The organism is uncultured Aliivibrio sp. (genome assembly GCF_946479765.1).
In the GTDB taxonomy this organism is placed as follows: domain Bacteria; phylum Pseudomonadota; class Gammaproteobacteria; order Enterobacterales; family Vibrionaceae; genus Aliivibrio.
Genome location: NZ_CAMLHO010000034.1, coordinates 19916 through 41952 on the forward strand (window position 1 = coordinate 19916; position 22037 = coordinate 41952).

A 22037-nucleotide genomic window follows, 5' to 3' on the forward strand; every position below is an offset into this window, starting at 1 on the left:
GACTTAGGGGGTAACTTGGGGGGTCATTGATAATAATCACCAATGCCCCAAGGTGTAGTTGACGCTAATGTGGTTATTCTATGTCTATCTTTACTCGTACTTTACCTGTTAGGAGATCTTGCATAAGGGCTTTTTTGGTATTTTTTAGAGAACTTAATTTATATTCTTTTACTTTAATCTTATTAGAAATAGAAGCCACCACATCAGAGATTCTCACTTGCTCTTCTAAAGAAGGGGAAGGAATTAAATATTTTCCAAATTCGTTGAAATCAATACTTTCAACGGTATTGCCCGCCTTTAATGTTGCTCGTAACACTGTATGATTATGAGCTTGTAAATAATAAAATATGAAATTAACACAATAACCTTTAGATACAGAAAGAGCTTTCATATCTTGATTAATGGTTAGATCACAAGCGGCAATTGCCACTGGTAACGTATGTTGTAAAATACCACTTCTTACAACCATCAAAAGCGAATTTTTAGTTATTAAATTAGTAGATGACCCTTTAATCGCATCTTCTGTTATAAGATCTTTTGTGCGAGAGATAAAATCTAATTTCATGTCTTTAGGAGATACCCAAGGTATTGAACCAGACCAATAATCTTTATTTGATTTACTTGGTGTACCACCACCTTTCCACTTGCCTGTATCCGATAACTTAACAACCTCCCACCCCTTCGGGATTCTACCCACTGGTGAGTCTTTAAACTCGGTATGTGGTTTTCCATCTACACCGACACCGCGCGTTAATAGCTCTTGCATCATGCCTGTTTTTAGGTCTTTGAGCTTGTTAATTTGCGCCTGTGTTTTTTCAATCACTTCATCGACAGAGGTGAGGATAGCGGCTATTTTTTGTTGTTCTGGGAGCGGTGGCAACTTTAGAACTAAAGACATTACATCTGAGCCAGGTAAATTAGCAACCGTACCTTTACGAACTAATGATTCGACTTGTTTTTTTGCATTAAATGTCTGCATAAAAAACTTTATGTATTCAGATGATATGTCTTTTGAAGGAGTTAGGCGAATAGCATATGCGCTAGCGATATAAGGAATTTTTTGTTCATAAAACACCGCTGTCACCCCACAATCAGCGGTTGTGATCATAACTAAGTCACCATTACATAACTTGTTATTATTAACTAAGTTCCTATCCAGTTTAGCTGTTGGAACTTGTTGGTATTTAATTTCACCAACAGAAGATACATCTGTTCCTCTAATTGTTTTGACATTACCAGAATCATCATAATCTTTAGAACTAAAGCGAGGACCATATTTATAGTCATTGAATACATCTTTAAATTTTACTGACTTCCACCCTTCAGGTACAAACTCATTCATAGCCCAACTCCTTCAAGTAACTTTGCATTACTTGTTCGGCTTCGGTCACTTGTGCATCTAACTCATGCAGTGATACTTGGTATTTGTCCCACCAGTGTTCTAATTGGCTGATGATCTTCGCATCAACATCACCGACTGCTTCTTCAACAACCGTACGGATCTGCTCTTTACTTTCAATGCTTAGTTTGAATGCATAATAGTCGTTGTCTTTTTTATCACTTTTTATATCAAAGACGGCCGACACATCAAAGCCGTTTAACATCTCTTCTTGAATGTAGGTATCATTCACTTCACGCATTGGAATGCCACCGTGAAGGATCGCACGCACATCAAAGATCTCCGCCGGAGGTGAGGTATCGGCATAACGGCGAATGTTAAGGTTAAAATCGTTCTCAGCAATTTCAGAGAATGGAACCACACGTGCGTAACGCTTAATATCACACTTGCTTTCAAACGAATGGTTTTCAAAGGTGGCGACAATTTTAGCAATATCTTCTGGGCGCAGTTTGTTTTGGTTTTTGCCCTCTGCAAATTCCAACTCACCATTAATGAACAACACCTTGCCTTTACGTGCGCTTGATTTGTTTTTATTAATGATAAGCAAACACGCAGGAATGCCCGTACCGTAGAATAACCCTGATGGCAAACCCACCACGGCTTCTAATAAATCGTCTTCTAAAATTCCTTGGCGAATGGCCTTTTCACTTGAGCCACGGAATAACACCCCATGAGGCATAACCACTCCGACCATGCCTTCGCTGTTGGTGCTGGCGATCATGTGTTGTACAAAAGCTAAATCACCCGCGTCTTTTGGTGGTGTTCCGTAAGGGAAACGTCCAAAACCGTCGTTATCGCACTCGTCTTTGCCCCACTTTTTCAGTGAGAACGGAGGGTTGGCAATAACGCGGTCAAAGCTCATTAGCTCGCCGCCTTCGGTGTGCTGTGGGTCACGCAGTGTATCGCCTTTACGAATATCGGCATTTTGTACGCCATGTAAGAACATGTTCATCTTACAAATTGCCCATGTGTTCAAGTTCATCTCTTGACCATACAGTGACAAGTTAGCGGCATTTTCACCCTGCTTTTCTAATTGGTTACGCGTTTGAACAAGCATACCGCCCGACCCTGATGTTGGATCGTAAATACGCATTCCGGCATGGGGCTTTAATAACTCAACCAATAGCTGAACCACTTCGCTTGGGGTATAAAACTCACCGCCTTTTTTGCCTGCGCTGTCGGCAAACATTTTAATCAGGTATTCGTAAGCCGTACCCAGTAAATCAGGACGGTCAAAGTCTTCATTACGTAAGCGATATTTATTGAAATGCGACAGTAAATCTTGCAGCTTTTTATCTGACAGTTTGTTTTTGATGTTGAAATCAATCGTCACTAACACGCCTTCTAGCGCCGAGTTAAACTCTTCAATCGATTCTGTCGCTTTGTTTAGCGTTTCACCGATGTTGTGCTTTACATCTTTAAGCACTGACCAACGGGCGTTTTCTGGGATAAAGAAGGTGCTGTCGTATTCGTCTTCATCATTCGCTAACTCTTGTGCTTGAGCCTGAGTTTTACCTTTGTCTAGGTAGTATTGAATGACTTTTTCTTGAGATTCTTCAAAGGCATCCGATAGACGCTTTAAAAACATCATGCCGAAGATGTAATCTTTAAATTCAGACGCATCCATATTGCCACGAAGAATGTCGGCAGTTTCCCATAAGAAGGATTCGAGCTGTTGAAGAGAAAGCTTGTTAGTCATGCAATTGTGCCTATTAAATAAGGGGCAAACTCGTACAAAGTGGTACGGGTTTATTCAAACGAATTGATATGTGGTGGATTTTACGGGGTTATAGAGTTGGGGGCAATCGAACCGTAAGATAAACGTAGAGAATGGGTAAGAAAAAAGCCAACAAATCAATTCATTGGCTTTTATAATTAAAATAGATAGCTAATAGCTAAAGAGCAATTAAGAACGCTTTGGCTGCTGGTACGTTTTACCTGCGGCTTGGTACGTTTCTTTTTGCTTCATATCAAACATTGCGTAGAAGAACCAAGCGACGAATTTAATCACATCATCACCTTCGTTCATGATCCACTCTGCAAGCTCTTGAGTTTCGCCGTTTTCGTCTTCATCATTAAATACATGATAAATACGTTGCTCACCTTCAACTTCAGCAAGACGGAATTGACCCGCCAGTGATTCAGCTGCTTCAACGATATCTTGGTCTTCACATGCTTTTAATGCTTCTAGCACTTGAGGAAGGTTTTCTTTTTGGCACAATTCTTTAACTAGTATTTCAAATTCATTCTGTTGCATTTTGATTCAACTCTTAGATTAACAATAGTGTGATTTTATCAGTAATAAAAATTTATTCGATAGGAATTCGTTTTAATCCTTGATATTTCGCCTTCACTTTGGCTTTATGGAGGTATTATTTACTTATTATTGAATGGATTCAGATGTCTGATAAATTAGAGACCAAATACGTTACCGCAGGTCGCAGCAAGAAATGGACAAAAGGCGTGGTAAACCCACCGGTTCAACGCGCCTCTACTGTGGTGTTTAATACTGTTGCTGAAAAAAATAACGCCATGGCCAATCGTGCCAAACAAACTCTTTTCTATGGTCGTCGCGGCACTGAAACCCACTTTGCCTTGCAAGATGCGATGGTTGAGTTAGAGGGCGGCGCTGGTTGTGCTTTATACCCTTGTGGTACGGCTGCAATAGCAAATGCGATTTTGTGTTTCGTAAAAACGGGCGATCATATCTTAATGGTTGATGGTTGCTACGAACCGACTCGTGATTACTGTGACACCATCTTGAAGAAAATGGGAATTGAAACTACCTATTACGATCCAATGATTGGTGAAGGCATTCGTGATTTAATTAAACCCAATACCACGGTGCTATTTACTGAGTCTCCTTGCTCTATCACGATGGAAGTTCAAGACGTTCCGCTTCTTGCTCGTATCGCACACGAATCGGATATTGTGGTAATGCTTGATAATACATGGGCGGCGGGTGTGAATTTCTCACCGTTTGATCATGGTGTTGATATCTCTATTCAAGCGGCGACCAAATACATTGTCGGTCATTCTGATGTGATGCTTGGTACGGCGGTTGCGAATGAACAACATTGGGATCAACTGCGTGAGCAAAGCTATTTAATGGGCCAATGTATTTCACCTGATGACGCGTATTTAGCGATGCGTGGTATTCGTACGATGGGCGTTCGCCTGAAACAGCATGAAGCAAGCAGTCTTAAAGTAGCGAATTGGTTGGCAGAGCATCCACTGGTTGATCACGTTCGTCACCCTGCCCTTGAAAGCTGTCCGGGTCATGATATTTATCAACGAGACTTTAAAGGTTGTAATGGCTTGTTCTCTTTTGTTCTAAAACAGTCTGACACCAAAGCAACAACCGCACTGCTTGATGGCATGAGTCATTTTAGTATGGGTTATTCATGGGGTGGCTTTGAAAGTTTGATCTTAGCGAATGAGCCTAAAAGCTTTAATGCGTTAAGAACGGTGGCTCATCCTCAGTTTGAAGGCACGCTGATCCGTGTTCATATTGGATTAGAAGATGTGGATGATTTGATTGAAGATTTAGAGCAAGGTTTAGCTCGATATCAAGAAACGTTATCTGCTTAATTCCGTTTATAGCGTTTTTACTTACAAAAATGGCGACTACAGTTTTAAAAAATATCTGTTTGTCGCCATTTTTATATCTGTCTGTATTTACTATCTAGGCTGATAAAAAATTAACGCTTTCTTTCTTGTTTTGTTAATTCAAAATCAAATTCGTCAGGGAACAATACTTGCCCTTCTTCATTTTGATTTGGGAAAACAACAACAGCAAGTTCATCGTCTTCTAAACCAGTAGTCCAACGGCTGTGCCATTTGTTTAGAGAGATAGACTCTGCTTTACATACATCCCATTCGCCCGTTGCCCACGCTTCTGCAAACTCTTTGTTTGGCCATACTGGAACGCAATCTTCTTCTTCAGTATTCAACATCACACAACCGTGCTCATCAGTCAAAATCCAAATCTCACGATTAGCGACAACTTCTTTCATAAAGTAAGTAAAACGCTCTTCTTCATGAGAATTTACGATTTTGTCCATTGTTTGTTGATCTAGTTGGCTCATTACCAATTCCTATCAGTGGGAAAGATTATATTATACCAATCTGGATAAGTAGTTGAGCAGATAATTGCGTAGGAACAATCGGTTAGAGCAAGGCATAAATTGTAATAACTAGTGGCTCTAATTTTTTCAATTTATAACGCAGCTATAATCGATTTTAACAAGCAAGAATGATCAAATATTTATGTAGATTGGTATCCGCATAATACCAAAAAAAGCCCACACTGCGTATGGCAATATGGGCTTGAACTAGAATTTAATGAATCAATCCTGAATTAATACTCTACAACCTTGATTTTATGGAACATGCGGTACAACACAGGCACCACAATCAAAGTAAGTACAGTCGCAAATCCTAAACCAAACATGATGGTTACCGCCATTGGTTTGAAGAAGGTATCAGGCAATAGTGGGATCATACCTAAGATGGTGGTGATCGCTGCCATACAAACCGGACGAACACGACTCAATGCCGCATCAACAACCGCATGATACGGTTCTTTGCCTGAATGTATTTCTATCTCTATTTGATCGAGCAATACAATACCGTTTTTCAATAGCATACCACTCAAACTCAAGAAACCAAGCAAGGCCATAAAGCCAAATGGGGTATTGAGTAATAGTAGACCACTGGTTACCCCTATTAAGGCAAGTGGTACGGTTAACCATACAATCACCGACTCTTTCACACTGTTAAACAAGAACACAGTCACTAAGAACATGAACAGGTAACCCATTGGCATAGTTTGGAATAATGACGCTTGAGCATCACGAGACGATTCATACTCACCACCCCACTCCAAGCTGTAACCCGTAGGGAAATCAATCGCTTCAATTTGTGGTTGTAAACGTTTTTGTAATGTTGCTGCCGTTTCTTCTCCTAAAATATCAGGATCGGCCATTACCGTTAGCATACGTTTACGGTTTTTACGTACAATCAGCGGATCTTCCCAAATTACGTCATAACCCAATACCACTTGTTGTAATGGTATGTATTGTGACAGTGCAGGACTCCAAATTTTCATCCCTTCAATGGTGCTAATATCAACACGTTCGCTTTCAGGTAAACGAGTCACAATTGGCATTAACGTTGTACCATCACGGTAAACACCAATCGCTTTGCCAGAGAATGCCATTTCAAGCAGTTCATTGACGTCTGTTTTGGAAATACCGTAACGACGCGCCTGACTTTCATTAAATTGAGGTTCAAGCACTTTAGTACGCTCACGCCAATCATGACGAACGTTTGTCGCTCCGGGATCTTGATGCATCACGGCAACCACTTGCGCTGCTAAACCACGAAGTATTGTTGGATCCGCACCTACAATTCTTGCTTCAACTTTTGCACCACCACCTGGCCCAAGTTCAATTTGTTTCAATTTGTATTGAACTTGAGGATAATTAGCTTCAATGTGCTGACGGAACCTCGCCATTAAATCAGGTAGAGCTTGATAATCATCAACCCTTGTCATTATTTCGCCATAAGCAGCATAGCTTTTTTCTGGCGAATAAGTCAGCATGAATCGTTGCAAGCCTTTACCTGCCGTTGTTGTTACATGATCAATATGTTCTTGCTCTAAGATCCACTCTTCTAATTCTTTAAGTGTGTTATTGGTTGAGCGAATATCCGTACCTTCAGGCATCCATACATCAACCATAAAGATTGGCGTGGTTGAAGATGGGAAGAACGATTGTTTAACCTTGGTAAAGCCATACATGCTGCCGCCAAGTGCCACAACAAGAATCAGCATGGTTGCTAATGAGTAGCGCATACAAAACTCAAGGAAGCGCTTATAAATAACAAAGATCATTCCGTTGTATGGATCTTTTTCTTCGTTATTCTCCCCTTCAACCTGAACCGTTTCTTTAAAGAATAAAGACGCAAAGAATGGCGTAAGAGAAATTGCAGTGAACCAACTCAGCATTAATGAGATCAATAGAACGGTAAATAACGTCCCACAATACTCACCCGTTGCATCGTCGGATAAACCAATCGGAGCAAAGGCTGTTACCGCAATAACGGTTGCGCCAAGCAGTGGCCATTTAGTTTGCGTTACAATGTCGGTTGCAGCTTGCAGTCTCGTTCGGCCTTTTTGCATACCGATGAGAATGCCTTCTACCACCACAATGGCGTTATCAACCAACATCCCTAGTGCGATAACCAGTGCACCTAGTGAGATACGTTGCAAATCTATCGCAAAGTACTTCATGAAAACGAACGTACCACACACAGTCACTAATAGGATTAAACCAATAAGTAGACCAGAACGAACACCCATGAAGAAAAGCAATACGATAATAACAATGGCAACCGCTTGAGCAAGGCTGACCACAAAACCACTAACCGATTTATCGACTTCTTTTGGCTGGCTGTATATCTCAGAAATATCAATGCCAATCGGTTGTTGATCTCGCAGCTCTAGCATACGTTGGTCAACTTGTTTACCGATCTCAACGACGTTAACACCCGCACTAAAAGAAACGCCCATGTTCAGTGCAAAGTTACCATTAAAGTTGACCAAATTGCTTGGCACTTCAACATAACCTCGTTTTACTTCGGCAATATCTTTTAAGTAGATTAAACCTTGAGCGCCACCTTCGGTAATAATCAAGTCACCCAATTGAGACACATCTTCAAACTCACCCGTTGGATGGATTTGAATAAACTCTGAGCCGATTTTTACCGCTCCGGCACTTGATACCGTATTTTGATTTGACAGTAGGCTATAAAGTGTTTGTGGTGAAATACCTAAGCTTGTCATGCGTTTCAAAGACGCTTCAATAAAGACTTGTTCTTGCTGAACGCCAGAAACCGAGACTTTACTTACCCCATCAACCAGTTCAAGTTCACGTCGGAGATAATCAACATAATCCAGTAATTCTTTATAAGAATACCCTTCTCCCGTGACGGCAAGAAGTACCCCATATACATCACCAAAATCATCAATAACCGTAGGCTCTCCTACTCCCGGTGGTAATTGACGTTTTAAGTCATTCACTTTACGACGTAGTTCATCCCAAATTTGTGGTAAATCATCCGGTCCATAGTTATTTTTCATGGTTACGGTAATTTGCGACAAGCCTCGGCTTGAAATTGAATTCACTTCATCAACATAAGTAAGCTGCTGAATGGCTTTCTCTAGTGGGTAGGTGACCTCTTCTTCAACTTGCTCTGGCGTTGCACCCGGATAGTTAGTGACAACCATGGCATCTTTAATGGTAAACGCAGGATCTTCTAAACGTCCAAGACCAAAAAATGCCGATGTTCCGCCAATCATGAAGATCAAAGTCAACATCCAACTAATCACTTTATTTTTTATAAAGTAAGCTGCGATTCCTTTTTCTTGACTCATTATTTCTCCTCCGCATTGATAATATTCACTTCGATACCGTCACGTAAACGTGAGACACCCGCAATTACAATACGATCTCCTGTTGAAATACCCTCAACTACTCGTAATCCAAACGAGGAAGCTTTCGTGGTCAGTACTTTCTGTTTTTTTACTTTATTATCAGAATCAATTATCCAAACGTATTTTTCGTTTTTATCAAGCGCATCACCATCTTCATTGAAAACAGCTTCAATAGGAATGATCATGCCAAACTGACTCGATTCATTCAACGCACTTTGTTTGGTTGTGACTTCTACCGCCATTCCATCCAAAATAAATTGGTCTTCTGGCATTGGCATTGTCAACGTAACAAGATACGCGCCTGATTCAGGATCAGGCTCTGTGGTGTATTCTTTTACTTTTGCTTCATAAGAAGACCCATTATCCAAACGAACCGTCGCTTGTATCTTTTCGACAACGCCACTGTTTGGCTGCTTTGAATACAATTTATCTGGTACTTGAACGATAATATCCACCGCATTGCGATTATGAATATTCACGACCTGTTGCCCTACTTGAATGTTCTCAAATTGCTCAACACTAACACGTGAGATAATGCCATCTATCGGGGCTTTTAATTCGGTAAAGCTTAAACGCAGCTTAGCCAATTCTAAATCAGCTAAGGCAATTTGACGTTGTGCAGCCAGTTCATCAAATTGTGATTTGGCAAGTAAGCCTTTATCTACTAACGGTTTTGAACGTCGGTATTGACTGTTTGCCACGTTATATCGTGCTCGTGCATTATCCACATCAATGTTGTAATCGGTTTTATCTAACACCGCTAACACTTGGCCTTTTTTCACCGTTTCACCGGCTTTAACATTAAGGTTAGTGATCTCACCAGAAAGGCGAAAGCTTAAATGCGAGCGATCTGCCGCAGTTGCTACTGCTGGGAGGTACAATTTATCACTCACCAAACCAGAATCTATGGTTTTAATCTCGACTCTTGGCAGTTCACTCACGACATCAACTGGGGCTGGTTTACAGCCACTCAGTATCAAAGCGGTGGATATTAAAGAAAGCGTCATTAATTTTTTCATGCTTATAATCCTCTTTCCTTAACCCATTTACGCACTTTCATGCCATCTTCTAAACTGGTGGTACCCGAAATGACGATTCGTTCTCCATCGTTTAAGCCTGAAAGCACTTGACGTTTTTCACTCAATTCCACTTCAACTTTTTCAATTACGCCATTTTCACCAACTCGCCATACATAAGCAGTTTCGCCTTCATACTCAATCGCAGATAGAGGTAACTGTTCACTCTCACCACTTGGAATAGTGACTTTTACCTGACCTGACATACCAGGAAGAATACCTAGACCAGTCGGTCTCGCCATGCTCATTTTAACGGTATAGCTCGATGTTTTACTGTCTGCTTCAGTATCAACTTCTTCAAATTCTAAAGGGAAATTAACGTTAGGGAACGAATCAAAAGAAACGGTAGCTACGACTTCTGTGAAGCTGAATCGTTGCAGTAGATAATCAGGAAGTTGGAATACAACAAAAAACAGATCATTCGTTTGGATATGCATGATCGATTGCTTTGCGCTTACGTATTCAAAGTTTTCTGCTGGTAATAAAGAAATGGTGCCGTCATAAGGTGCGGTAAGTTTGCTGTAACTTAAGTTTGCGGTTGCTTGATCTAATGTCGCTTTCGCTGTTTTACGATTTGCTACCGCTGTGTCGAAATCTTGTTCTGAAACGACTTTATCTTTACGTAGTTTTTTAACTCGCTGGTACTGTACATCGATTAATCGATATTGTGCTTGAGCTTGCTTTTGAATTAAACGGTATTCATCCGGGTTAATTGACGCTAACAACTCCCCTTTTGATACCTGCTGTCCTGCATGCACATCAAGTGTATTTAGTTGCCCAGGAACTCTAAAGGCAAGTACTGCTTTATCTCCAGCTTCCGCTTGTGCTGGAAATAGTCGAGACGTTTCATTATTACCAACAGAGACTGTCATTATTTTAGCAGGACGAGAGTCTGGCTCTGCTATTTGAGGCGTCTTGCTATCACACCCGGCTAATAAAACGGAGCCTAGCACTGCTGCAATGGCCGTTTTCTTGAACATATACTGTTCCTTATTGAAATTATTGTTATAGAAAGAATTATTGCTTATTTCTCTCTTTGCATCCGACTAACATATGAGATTTCATTATTAAAATTCTATATTTAATTCTTTTTGTGATTAATGCCTTTTTGGTATTCATCAGCGAAATTAGAATTATCTTGATCACATAGTCCAAAATATGGTTCTTCGCTTAGTCCCAAAATATAAGGGTTTTGAGCACAATACGCTTTGACTCCAGATTCATGCCCTTGAAGGTAAGCATTATAAAATTGAGTTGTTACCTCATCGTTTGCATAACTCTCGATTAATTGATTTTCTGACTGAATTAGAAATCCATTTTTAGCTCTGTTTTCACCAATACTAAACCAGTCATCTACATTTTTTGTTTCTTGATGGGGAGTCGAAGACGCACAGCCAACAAGAGTGGCAATTAATACACCAATGGTTAATGTTTTCATCCCGCCTCCATACTAAATATCAAACACTTACTCACATTAAGCCATAATACACTCAATTCATTTACATTAAAGGTGCAAATATAAAAAAAGCACTCATTTTATTGAGTGCTTCTTAACATTATTGAATAAATCTAATTATTTACAGATTTATTCCATTTCAGCAATTTTTACTTTCCACGTATCTGGACCAATTTGATGCGCATTAGCTCCCGTTGAATCTACCGCTACCGTCACTGGCATGTCTTCAACATCAAACTCATAGATGGCTTCCATTCCAAGCTCTTCAAAAGCAACAACGCGTGCTTTTTTAATCGCTTTAGATACGAGGTACGCAGCACCCCCTACGGCCATTAAATACACCGCTTTTTTGGCTTTAATAGAAGCAACGGTTGCAGGACCACGCTCTGCTTTACCGATCATTCCCATCAGACCCGTTTCTAACATCATGTCAGTAAACTTATCCATGCGTGTTGATGTTGTTGGACCAGCAGGGCCTACCGCTTCATCGCCTACGGCGTCAACAGGACCAACGTAATAGATAAATTTACCATTAAAGTCGACACCTTCAGGTAAACCTTCGCCACTTTCGATCATGCTTTGCAGACGTTTATGAGCGGCGTCACGACCCGTTAAAATCTTGCCGGTTAATAGAACCGTTTCACCTGTGCGCCATTCTTGTACGTCAGCTTTGGTCAGTCCATCAAGATTCACACGGCGTGTATTCGCGCCAGCTTCCCATGTGATGTCTGGCCACTCTTCTAGCTTTGGCGGCTGAAGATCAGCAGGGCCTGAACCATCAAGTGTAAAATGAATGTGGCGTGTTGCTGCACAGTTAGGGATCATACATACAGGTTTTGAAGCCGCATGCGTCGGTGCTGATTTAATTTTTACATCAACAACCGTTGTTAAGCCACCGAGGCCTTGTGCCCCAATGCCTAGTTTATTTACACGATTAAAGATATCAAGACGCAGTTCTTCTTCTGCATTTTCTGGACCACGGTCTATCAATTCTTGAATATCAATGTGACCCATTAACGATTCTTTCGCTAATACCGCGGCTTTTTCTGCCGTACCACCAATACCAATGCCTAACATACCTGGTGGGCACCAACCCGCGCCCATTAATGGCAATGTTTTTTCTACCCATTCCGCAATATCATCTGATGGGTTTAACATAACCATTTTGGTTTTATTTTCAGAACCGCCGCCTTTTGCTGCGATTTGAATCTCAACGGTATTACCCGGAACCATATTGATGTGCACCACCGATGGCGTATTGTCTTTGGTATTAATACGTTTGCCAGCAGGATCAGATAATATTGATGCACGAAGCGGGTTATCTGGATTAGTGTAGGCTTGGCGAGTTCCTTCATCTATCATTTGCTGGACGGTCATATCCCCTTCCCAGCGAACCTTCATACCTATATTAACAAAACAGGTTACGATCCCCGTATCTTGACAAATAGGACGACGTCCTTCTGCTGACATACGTGAATTAATTAGTATTTGAGCTATCGCATCTTTCGCAGCTTGGCTTTGTTCTTTGTGATACGCTTTTTCTAGCGCTTGAACAAAATCAAGTGGATGATAGTAAGAAATATACTGCAATGCATCAGCAACAGAGCTGATCACATCTTCATTACGGATGATAGTTTCTTTACCAACAGTCATCATTAGACCCTCTTATTATATGTGCTTCCATGGCGTGTAAAGTATGTATGTTTTTATATGATGACGTGAGTATTCGCCATCTATTATTTTCTTTTAGAACTTGCAGTATGATACTCTTGCTCTCTATTCAAGGCTATCGTTGCTCATCACATTCTGGTTATAAAACTCAAAATGAACAATCAATTAGATGCAAAACTACAAATTACCCTACTTGATTATCAATCCAATTTTGTGATTGATTTATTTTCTGCAATAGAAAACCATCCTTGGGCAATGTTGCTTCATTCTTCCGCTCAAAATCACGTTGATAATCGTTACGATATTTTAGTTGCAGACCCTATTGCCACTTTACAGACTCACCATGATGTCACTCACATAAATGTAGTAGGAAGAGATCCTGTAACCAGTAAAGCGTGTCCTTTTCAATTACTTGCTCACTATCAAGAACGATTAACGCCTCATTGCGATGCTATTGCCGAATTACCATTTATTGGAGGAGCAGTCGGTTACTTCAGCTACGATTTAGGTCGTCGAGTTGAATCTATACCTTCTATCGCTGAACAAGATATTCCAACGGCAGAAATGGCGGTTGGGATCTACGATTGGGCATTAATTGCTGATCATAAAACGTCAACACTCACTTTAATACAACCAGAAAGTAGTAATCGTCTGGATTGGTTACAGCAATTTGTAGCGATAAAAGAGAAAAAACAAGAATTCTCACTAACGTCTGATTGGCAATCAAATATGACCCAAGCAGAATATGCGACCAAATTTGAGAAGGTTCAAGCCTATCTCCAGTCAGGTGATTGCTATCAAATTAACTTAGCACAACGCTTTCAAGCTGATTATCAAGGCTCAGAATGGCTTGCTTATAAAAAGCTAGCGGTGAATAACGGGGCTCCATTTTCTGCTTTTATACGTACTCCTGAATTAGTGATTCTTTCCGTATCTCCTGAACGTTTTTTACAGGTAAAAGATAAACAAATAGAAACCAAACCCATTAAAGGCACTCGTCCACGCTCAAATGACCCAATACTTGATGCTCAAGAAGCAGATATATTGCGTAATAGCCCTAAAGATCGCTCTGAAAATTTGATGATTGTCGATTTACTGCGTAATGATATAGGCCGAGTGGCTAAGCCGGGATCAGTAAAAGTACCGAAACTGTTCGAGATTGAATCTTTTCCTGCGGTTCATCATCTTGTAAGTACCATCACTGGTGAGTTAAAAGCGGAATATTCCGCCTGTGATCTACTTAAAGCCTCTTTTCCTGGTGGCTCGATCACTGGTGCTCCAAAAATAAGGGCGATGGAAATTATTGAAGAGCTAGAACCACATCGCCGTAATTTATATTGTGGCAGTATTGGTTATCTCAGCCGTTGTGGCTCGATGGATACAAGTATTACTATTCGAACGTTAATTGCTTATAAACAGACATTATATGCTGCCGCTGGTGGGGGTATTGTTGCTGATAGTAAAGTTGAACTAGAATATGAAGAAACACTGCATAAATTAGGAAAAATTCTTCCTATTTTATAATCATCAGCTTCAATAAAGGATTTGGCTTATGGATAGATATTTACTTACCCAATTACTACTCAATAAGCCGAATTCTTATAGTGACTCATTATTGCAACACCCACGCTTTGAAAATGACAATTTCAAGCCTGCCGCTGTGCTCGTTCCTCTGGTAAAAAGACCCTCTGGTTTGCATTTGATTTTAACGCAAAGAGCGTCACATTTACGTCACCACCCAAGTCAAATTAGCTTCCCCGGAGGCAAGGTTGAACCCTCTGATTTATCCCTTATTCATACCGCAATTCGTGAAACAAATGAAGAGATTGGTATCCTACCATCACAGATAAACCCATTAGTAAAACTTAACACAATACCAACAATATCCGGTTATAAAGTAACCCCTATAGTCGCACTCATTGATAAAAATTATACTACCGCAATCGATTACGGTGAGGTTAGTAGCACATTCGAAGCACCGCTATTGCATCTTCTCAACCCTAAAAACACAACAAGATATAAAGTTTTTAACAAAAAACACCCTTACGAGTTAATTTTTATCCCATTTGAGAAAAAACTCATTTGGGGTATTACCGCTGAAATCATTCACGCAATGAATTACATTAACACTTAGATAAATTAGCATTAATGCTAAGTTTTTCTAATACTATCGCTACATCTATTGTGATCATTGTCAATTATTTTTAGATCTTCATTCATCTTTTTTCATTAGTCGATCTGGGTCAAAGTTTTTCTCGCCAAAATAACGACAATAGCGCCGTTCCCAAAATTTCTGTTCCAAAAAATTAAGAGTATATAAATTATGCAAACAACAAATACTGCATCAGTAGGTGCAAAAAAAACAAAGTGGACTTATAAAGACTTCACATGGTGTCTTTCTCTATTTGGTACTGCGGTAGGTGCTGGTGTTTTATTTCTTCCAATTAAAGCGGGCGCAGGTGGTTTTTGGCCTCTAGTTATTCTTGCTTTAATCGCTGCGCCAATGACTTGGTTTGCACACAAAAGTTTGGCACGTTTTGTTCTGTCTGCTAAAAACCCAGACGCTGACATTACAGATACAGTAGAAGAACATTTTGGTAAAACTGGCGCGAACCTAATCACTTTTGCCTACTTTTTCGCGATTTACCCAATTGTACTTATTTACGGTGTTGGTATTACAAACACAGTAGACTCTTTCATGGTTAACCAAATGGGTATGGAATCTATTCCACGCTGGTTACTTTCAGGTGTTCTTATCACTCTGATGACATGTGGTGTTGTATTTGGTAAAGAGCTAATGCTGAAAGCAACATCAGCAATGGTTTACCCTCTTGTATTCATCCTAATGGCATTGTCTATCTACTTAATCCCAGGTTGGAACACATCAATGTTTTCTGTTGACCCAGATTGGAGCTCTATGCCTTCAGTTGTTTGGTTAGCAATTCCAATCATTGTTTTCTCTTTCAACCACAGCCCTGTGATCAGCCAGTTCTCTAAAGAACAACGTCGCGTATACGGTGAAGATGCAGTTGCTAAAACTGACATGATCACTGGCGGTGCCGCAATGATGCTGATGAGCTTTGTTATGTTCTTCGTTTTCTCTGTCGTTCTTTCTCTATCTCCAGAGCAACTAGCACAAGCACAAGCGCAGAACATCTCTGTTCTTTCTTACCTAGCTAACGTACACGAATCTCCAATGATTTCTATCATGGGCCCTATCGTTGCATTTGCTGCTATTACTTCAAGCTACTTCGGTCACTTCCTTGGTGCTCATGAAGGTCTTGTAGGTTTAACTAAATCTCATACAAAAGCACCTCTTGCTACTGTTGAGAAAGGATCTCTAATCTTCATCGTTGTAACTACGTGGATCGTTTCTATCGTTAACCCTAGTATCCTAGGAATGATTGAAACAATGGGTGCGCCAATGATTGCCGCTATCTTATTCCTAATGCCTGTGTTCGCAATGCGCAAAGTACCAGCTATGGCTAAGTACAAAACTTCAGCACCTGTGCAAATCTTCACAGCATTATGTGGTGTTGCGGCGATTACTTCTGTAATCTACGGCGCTCTTTAATAGCTAGTTTATAAATTCATATAAACCTAAGTTATACGAAGTTAATAATAATGATTATAAAGCCCCCTCTTTTGGGGGCTTATTCGAGGTAATAACATGATTAGTGTTTTTGATATCTACAAAATCGGAGTTGGTCCTTCTAGCTCTCACACTGTTGGCCCAATGAAAGCAGGTAAAGAGTTTATCGACGATTTACGTGGTATGGGCAAACTACGTGATATCACTAAAATCACTGTTGATGTTTACGGTTCATTATCACTGACAGGGAAAGGTCACCATACTGATATCGCTATCATTATGGGTCTGGCAGGTAACACGCCAGAACACGTAGATATTGACTCTATTCCGGGCTTCATCGCTCGTGTAGAAGAAACAGAACGCCTACCTGTTGGCATGCATTGCCATACAGTAGAATTTCCAAAAGACGGTGGAATGAACTTCCACGCATCTAACCTTTCACTTCACGAAAATGGTATGCAAATCCATGCGTGGATTGATGGTGAAGTAGCTTACTCTAAAACATACTACTCTATTGGTGGTGGTTTTATCGTTGATGAAGAACACTTTGGTAAAGAAGTAGAATCACCAATTAAAGTGCCTTATTCTTTTAATAGTGCAGAAGAACTAGTTAATCTATGTAAAGAGCATGGCCTATCTATTAGTGCATTAGTAATGAAGAACGAGCACACGATTCTTGCAGAAGATGAAGTTCGTACTTATTTTGCAAAAATTTGGAAAACCATGCGCGATTGCATGGAAAAAGGCATGAACACTGAAGGCCTTCTTCCTGGACCTCTTCGAGTTCCTCGCCGTGCAGCCGCACTTCGTCAACAATTGCTTACCTCTGAAAAAACCTCGACAGATCCTATGGAAGTACTCGATTGGGTGAATATGTTTGCATTCGCTGTTAATGAAGAAAATGCCGCTGGTGGACGAGTGGTTACCGCTCCAACAAATGGCGCGTGTGGCATCATCCCTGCTGTTTTAGCTTACTACGATAAGTTTATTCAAACAGTAACTGAAAAAGATTACATCCGTTACTTTGCTGCTTCTGGCGCAATTGGTGGTCTTTACAAGCAAAATGCATCAATTTCTGGCGCTGAAGTAGGTTGTCAAGGTGAAGTGGGCGTTGCTTGTTCAATGGCTGCGGCAGGTCTTGCTGAATTGATGGGTGGAAGCCCTGAGCAAGTCTGTATGGCTGCTGAGATTGGTATGGAACATAACCTAGGCTTAACGTGTGATCCTGTTGCTGGACAAGTACAAGTGCCTTGTATTGAGCGTAATGGTATTGCCGCAGTTAAAGCAATAAATTCAACTCGTATGGCGCTTCGTCGTTCATCTGCTCCTCGCGTTTCTTTAGACAAAGTTATCGAAACCATGCTTGAGACAGGTAAAGACATGAATGCTAAATATCGTGAAACCTCTCAAGGTGGCCTAGCGATTAAAGTTATCTGTTAATCAGAATTTACTTTACTGAATTATGAGGGCGTATATCGCCCTCTTTTTATTTTTTCTCACTTCTTGTTCACCCTTATCCCCTTTTTCGTTATCTCTTCCTATACTAAATATATACAATAAAGTAATGAATAAAAACGCTCTAGCTATTAACAAATGACTCAGTTACTGTAATAATGGCCTTATGCAAATAATTAGTACATTCCTATGATGAATAAGAAAAAGCACACACTTTCTCCAAGAGCACAAAAATTACGAGCTGAATGGACAGGGATGGATAGCGATCACCGCTTTATTTCTCATTCATTTAACTGCGTTAAAATCCACATCCATACTCCCGATGATGGGATGTATAACCGCTCTGTGGGTTGTTTAAAAGAAGGCAGAGAAAAAGCCTTGAAAGAAGCGATAAAACAACGCAATAAAATGGGCAAAGCACTGTGGGGGGACTGTTGGAGTATGGTACTCAACTACCCTAGCCTATTTGAACGCTTACCTCACAGTCTAGAACCAGATATCATCACGAAAAAACGTACTCTGCATTCTGGAGAAGTTCGTACTACTGATTATTATATTGTTCGTTGGAAAGAGATCGTTGATGGCGAATATAAACCAAAGAGTCGTTTATTCTCTCATGGTAATGGTAATGATAAATTAAGTGCTTACAGTAAAGCCAAAAAAGTCATGCTAGAAGTGAACAAAGATTTTTTACCTATTTTAAAAAAAATGGGCCGCTTTAATATCATTAAAGTGATCTGATTTAAATCTTCATATAAAAATGGCGGATAATTATCCACCATTTTTTTATCAATTAACAAGTAATCAGATATACATTACATGCCTCTTTTAGTCGAGTTATTACCTCGTAAGTATTCATATTTGAACTCTTTATTTATACTGTCACAAACTCCAGTATAAACTCCGCCTTTAGTTCCTAACTCAAACGCGTCTTGCTCACAATATCCCTGCAATCCTTTCTGATATCCAGCAACATACGCATCATAATTAGAAGCCTTAAATTCCTTGCCATCTAAAAGCTCGACTATTTGTTCTTTAGATTCAAAATTCCAGCCTTTTTGGCCAGTTTCTAAACCATAAGTACCCCAATCACTGTCTTGTGTAGATGTTAATGGTGCTGTACTTGAACACGCAGCAAGGAAAAGTGAAACAATCACAATTAAGGTTACTCTCATACCTCTTACCCTCTTGTTATCTATTCATCCAATAATATAAAGTAACTAAACTAAATTACATCCCACCAGCCGTAGATTGCATTCCACTAACATAATCTTGGCGGAAGAACGGGTCTGATTTATCACAAATACCGTTATACTGCTTACCAACGACACCTAGCATATAAGCGCTTTGATCACAGTATTCTTCCTGTCCTTTATTATAACCGGTAACGTATGCTTGATAGTTAGCATCACTAACCATCTTACCTTCGGCTAATTTAGTCAATTTTGATTTAGATTGAACAACCCAACCTTTCATGGCTCTTTCATAACCAAAGGTATTCCAATCACTGTCTACGTTTGATGTTGGTGCTGGAGTACTTGAACATGCTGCAAGTAATAAAGCAGCGATACTGATTATTAAAATTTTCATTTTGCTTACCCTCTACAAATAACACATTACCTTTTACGTTAATTGTAGAGGATTAGATCATAATTTCTATTAAATTTGGCTAATTAATAATAAAAGACCAAACATTAATGTCACTCCTAGGGCTATTTTCCCACCTTCAGCCTGATAGGTATGAGGCAGTAACTTATCTTCCTCTTTTACTTTCTTTCTTAAAGCAATCACCATCGCCAATGGAATGAAAATAGCGAGGAATACTAAGATCACCCCAGCATAACCCAATACCGATAAGAACTGATCAGCGGCAAGGCTTGCACCTAGCAGTGGAAGAATAAAAGTACACACATACACCACTATTTTATTGTGTGAGATCATATCTTTATTCTGGTTATAAAGCGCCATTGCCACCCCTAAGAATGACGTCAGTAACGCTAATGACGTAAAAACAGAAAGAATGATTTCAATGTATTCGTTCTTAGCGCTAAAGGTTTGGATCAAATCTGAAATATTAGAAAAATGCGTAATATCATTTGCATTTAGATTACCGACAACGGCATACAACCAAACGAGATAACAAACCAGAGGAATGATTGATCCTAAAATAACCATATTTCTAAGCTGTTTACTTGTCGCTTCTTTGTTATACGCAACAAGCGATGGGATAACTGGCATAGAGGCAAAACTAGTAAATAAAATAGTGCTGGTATTGAGCAGCATTCCTTTATCTGTATTCGTTACTTGCGTTAAGTTATCTACTGAAATACCAGGGACTAATATCACTAATGTAATCGCAAGCATTGAAACCATGAACAAAAACAAAACACGATTTAACTTATCGATTATTTGAGTACCACACACCACAAATACACTAGCGACAAGAGTAAAACCAATTTGAGCAGTTTCAATACTCATCTCAATAGTAAACATTGAGAAGATGCGCTTAATTAAGTCAGCAGCTCCTAAAATATAGGCAATTAACATACAAAATAGCAGTAAATAAAACAAAATATTGGTGACCACTTGGCCACCCTTACCTAAGGTTCTATTCGCAACGGTATTAATACCAAAAGCTAATTCTGTTTTAGAGCATGCTTCGGTTAACAGTAAAGCTGAATATGTTGTGCCTGCACAAATAGCAAGCATCAGTAACGTGCTGTAAAACAGACCAAATTGCGCTAATACCATTGGAATAGCTAACATTCCAGCGCCAAGTGCCGTGCCAGATAAAATCAATGCACTGCCAAATAATTTAAAATTCATTACTTATTCTTAATTTTAGAGATTGGAGGCTCATTAAGAGCGAGAAAGAGGTGCTCTACTCATAAAAAAGTAGAGCACAATATAACTAGATAACTTGTGATATCAGTAAGAAACTACCAAAAATGAACGAGAATATTAGCATTGCTACCCCGCCTTCAGCTAAGTAGCTTTTAGCATGTATATCTGTTTGTCTAAGTTTAATAACCATCGCTAATGGAATAAATACAGCGAGGAAAACCAGAATAATACCGGCATAGCTTAATACAGATAAAAACTGATCTGCTGCGAAAACGGCACCCAATAAAGGTAGGATAAAGCTAATAACGTAAGTCACTACTTTATTTTGTTTAAACGTGTCTTCATTTTGAGTAAACAAAGCCATCGCCACACCTAAGAAAGACGTTAATAATGCAAGACCAGTAAAACTAGAAAGTACTGCATTAATAAATGCATGATCAGCACTAAATACTGAAATCAGTTCTGACACATTAGAGAAGTGCGTAATTTGCTCAGGGGTTAAGTTACCAACCACCGCATATAGCCACACTAGGTAACAAACTAAAGGAATAGAAGAACCAACAATAACCATGTTTCTCAACTGCTTAGGTGTTGCTTCATGGTTATAAGAAACTAATGAAGGAATAACAACCATAAAACCAAAGCTAGTAAAAATAATCGCACTGGTTTGTATCAGTTCTGATGGGTTTGAGTTTGATACTTGAGTTAAGTTATCTAATGAAATTCCTGGAACCAAGAAGACAAGCGTAAGTAAAAGCATCAACAACATGATGGCAAATAAAACGCGGTTTAACTTATCAATCACCGCGGTACCAGATGCAACAATTACACCCGCAATTAAAGTAAACGCAACTTGGCTTTGTACTAGAGATAAATCAAAACCAATATTACGTAATAATTTATTCAATAGATCCCCTGCCCCAAGGATATAAGCCATTAAGAGACAGATCAGTAAAGCATACAGCAAACCGTTAGTAACTAGATGTCCTCCTTTACCTAAAGTTCTACGTGCGTTGGTATTGATTCCTAATCCACCACCCACATTA

19 protein-coding genes are annotated in these 22037 nt (G+C 39.7%); 6 read left to right on the forward strand and 13 right to left on the reverse strand.

What is annotated here, in order from left to right; all coding sequences use genetic code 11:
* Positions 1-73 precede the first annotated feature (73 nt).
* The 3 genes from Q1K78_RS12800 to Q1K78_RS12810 all read right to left on the reverse strand — a co-directional run bounded on the left by Q1K78_RS12800 (position 74) and on the right by Q1K78_RS12810 (position 3656).
* On the reverse strand, positions 74-1342 hold the full coding sequence (locus Q1K78_RS12800; protein ID WP_300179347.1) for a restriction endonuclease subunit S: 1269 nt from the start codon (positions 1340-1342) through the stop codon (positions 74-76).
* Complete coding sequence (locus Q1K78_RS12805) at positions 1335-3098, reverse strand: type I restriction-modification system subunit M (RefSeq protein ID WP_300179350.1); 1764 nt, start codon at positions 3096-3098, stop codon at positions 1335-1337. Before Q1K78_RS12805 ends, Q1K78_RS12800 begins: the two co-directional genes overlap by 8 nt.
* A gap of 207 nt (positions 3099-3305) precedes the next feature.
* Positions 3306-3656, reverse strand: a complete 351-nt coding sequence (locus Q1K78_RS12810) for a hypothetical protein (RefSeq protein WP_065591768.1) — start codon at positions 3654-3656, stop codon at positions 3306-3308.
* 143 nt (positions 3657-3799) lie between these two features.
* On the opposite strand from Q1K78_RS12810, the gene Q1K78_RS12815 reads away from it, so the two are divergent.
* Positions 3800-4990 (forward strand): cystathionine beta-lyase, encoded by a 1191-nt coding sequence (locus tag Q1K78_RS12815; RefSeq protein ID WP_300179354.1) that lies wholly within the window; start codon positions 3800-3802, stop codon positions 4988-4990.
* A gap of 110 nt (positions 4991-5100) precedes the next feature.
* Here the strand turns inward: Q1K78_RS12815 and Q1K78_RS12820 are convergent, their stop codons facing one another.
* From Q1K78_RS12820 to Q1K78_RS12845, 6 genes are all read right to left on the reverse strand, one after another.
* Positions 5101-5487, reverse strand: a complete 387-nt coding sequence (locus Q1K78_RS12820) for a DUF2750 domain-containing protein (protein ID WP_065591766.1) — start codon at positions 5485-5487, stop codon at positions 5101-5103.
* Positions 5488-5759: 272 nt separating this feature from the next.
* On the reverse strand, positions 5760-8837 hold the full coding sequence (locus Q1K78_RS12825; protein WP_300179357.1) for an efflux RND transporter permease subunit: 3078 nt from the start codon (positions 8835-8837) through the stop codon (positions 5760-5762).
* A complete protein-coding gene (locus Q1K78_RS12830; protein ID WP_300179359.1) occupies positions 8837-9916 on the reverse strand; it encodes an efflux RND transporter periplasmic adaptor subunit in 1080 nt (359 codons plus the stop codon). The genes Q1K78_RS12825 and Q1K78_RS12830 overlap by 1 nt, the downstream gene beginning before the upstream one ends.
* A 2-nt stretch (positions 9917-9918) precedes the next feature.
* Positions 9919-10953 (reverse strand): efflux RND transporter periplasmic adaptor subunit, encoded by a 1035-nt coding sequence (locus tag Q1K78_RS12835; protein WP_300179361.1) that lies wholly within the window; start codon positions 10951-10953, stop codon positions 9919-9921.
* 101 nt (positions 10954-11054) lie between these two features.
* The gene (locus tag Q1K78_RS12840) at positions 11055-11411 is read right to left on the reverse strand and encodes a DUF2799 domain-containing protein (RefSeq protein ID WP_300179363.1); all 357 of its coding nucleotides are present in this window, start codon (positions 11409-11411) and stop codon (positions 11055-11057) included.
* Between the two features lie 147 nt (positions 11412-11558).
* The gene (locus Q1K78_RS12845) at positions 11559-13085 is read right to left on the reverse strand and encodes a fumarate hydratase (RefSeq protein ID WP_300179366.1); all 1527 of its coding nucleotides are present in this window, start codon (positions 13083-13085) and stop codon (positions 11559-11561) included.
* Positions 13086-13253: 168 nt separating this feature from the next.
* On the opposite strand from Q1K78_RS12845, the gene pabB reads away from it, so the two are divergent.
* From pabB to Q1K78_RS12870, 5 genes are all read left to right on the forward strand, one after another.
* Positions 13254-14624: an aminodeoxychorismate synthase component I gene (gene pabB / locus Q1K78_RS12850; protein ID WP_300179369.1), complete on the forward strand. Its 1371-nt coding sequence runs from the start codon at positions 13254-13256 to the stop codon at positions 14622-14624.
* A 28-nt stretch (positions 14625-14652) separates the two neighbouring features.
* The gene (locus Q1K78_RS12855) at positions 14653-15234 is read left to right on the forward strand and encodes a CoA pyrophosphatase (protein ID WP_300179372.1); all 582 of its coding nucleotides are present in this window, start codon (positions 14653-14655) and stop codon (positions 15232-15234) included.
* Between the two features lie 189 nt (positions 15235-15423).
* Positions 15424-16674, forward strand: coding sequence for an aromatic amino acid transport family protein (locus Q1K78_RS12860; protein ID WP_300179375.1), 1251 nt, complete (start codon positions 15424-15426; stop codon positions 16672-16674).
* A gap of 96 nt (positions 16675-16770) precedes the next feature.
* On the forward strand, positions 16771-18132 hold the full coding sequence (locus Q1K78_RS12865; RefSeq protein WP_300179378.1) for an L-serine ammonia-lyase: 1362 nt from the start codon (positions 16771-16773) through the stop codon (positions 18130-18132).
* Between the two features lie 204 nt (positions 18133-18336).
* The gene (locus Q1K78_RS12870) at positions 18337-18888 is read left to right on the forward strand and encodes a hypothetical protein (RefSeq protein WP_300179381.1); all 552 of its coding nucleotides are present in this window, start codon (positions 18337-18339) and stop codon (positions 18886-18888) included.
* Positions 18889-18962: 74 nt separating this feature from the next.
* Here the strand turns inward: Q1K78_RS12870 and Q1K78_RS12875 are convergent, their stop codons facing one another.
* From Q1K78_RS12875 to Q1K78_RS12890, 4 genes are all read right to left on the reverse strand, one after another.
* The gene (locus Q1K78_RS12875; protein ID WP_300179384.1) at positions 18963-19322 is read right to left on the reverse strand and encodes a DUF2799 domain-containing protein; all 360 of its coding nucleotides are present in this window, start codon (positions 19320-19322) and stop codon (positions 18963-18965) included.
* A 55-nt stretch (positions 19323-19377) separates the two neighbouring features.
* Positions 19378-19737: a DUF2799 domain-containing protein gene (locus tag Q1K78_RS12880; RefSeq protein WP_300179387.1), complete on the reverse strand. Its 360-nt coding sequence runs from the start codon at positions 19735-19737 to the stop codon at positions 19378-19380.
* A gap of 69 nt (positions 19738-19806) precedes the next feature.
* Complete coding sequence (locus Q1K78_RS12885; RefSeq protein ID WP_300179390.1) at positions 19807-20973, reverse strand: aromatic amino acid transport family protein; 1167 nt, start codon at positions 20971-20973, stop codon at positions 19807-19809.
* 85 nt (positions 20974-21058) lie between these two features.
* Positions 21059-22037, reverse strand: a 979-nt coding sequence (locus Q1K78_RS12890) for an aromatic amino acid transport family protein (RefSeq protein WP_300179393.1), incomplete at its 5' end; no start/stop codon positions are given.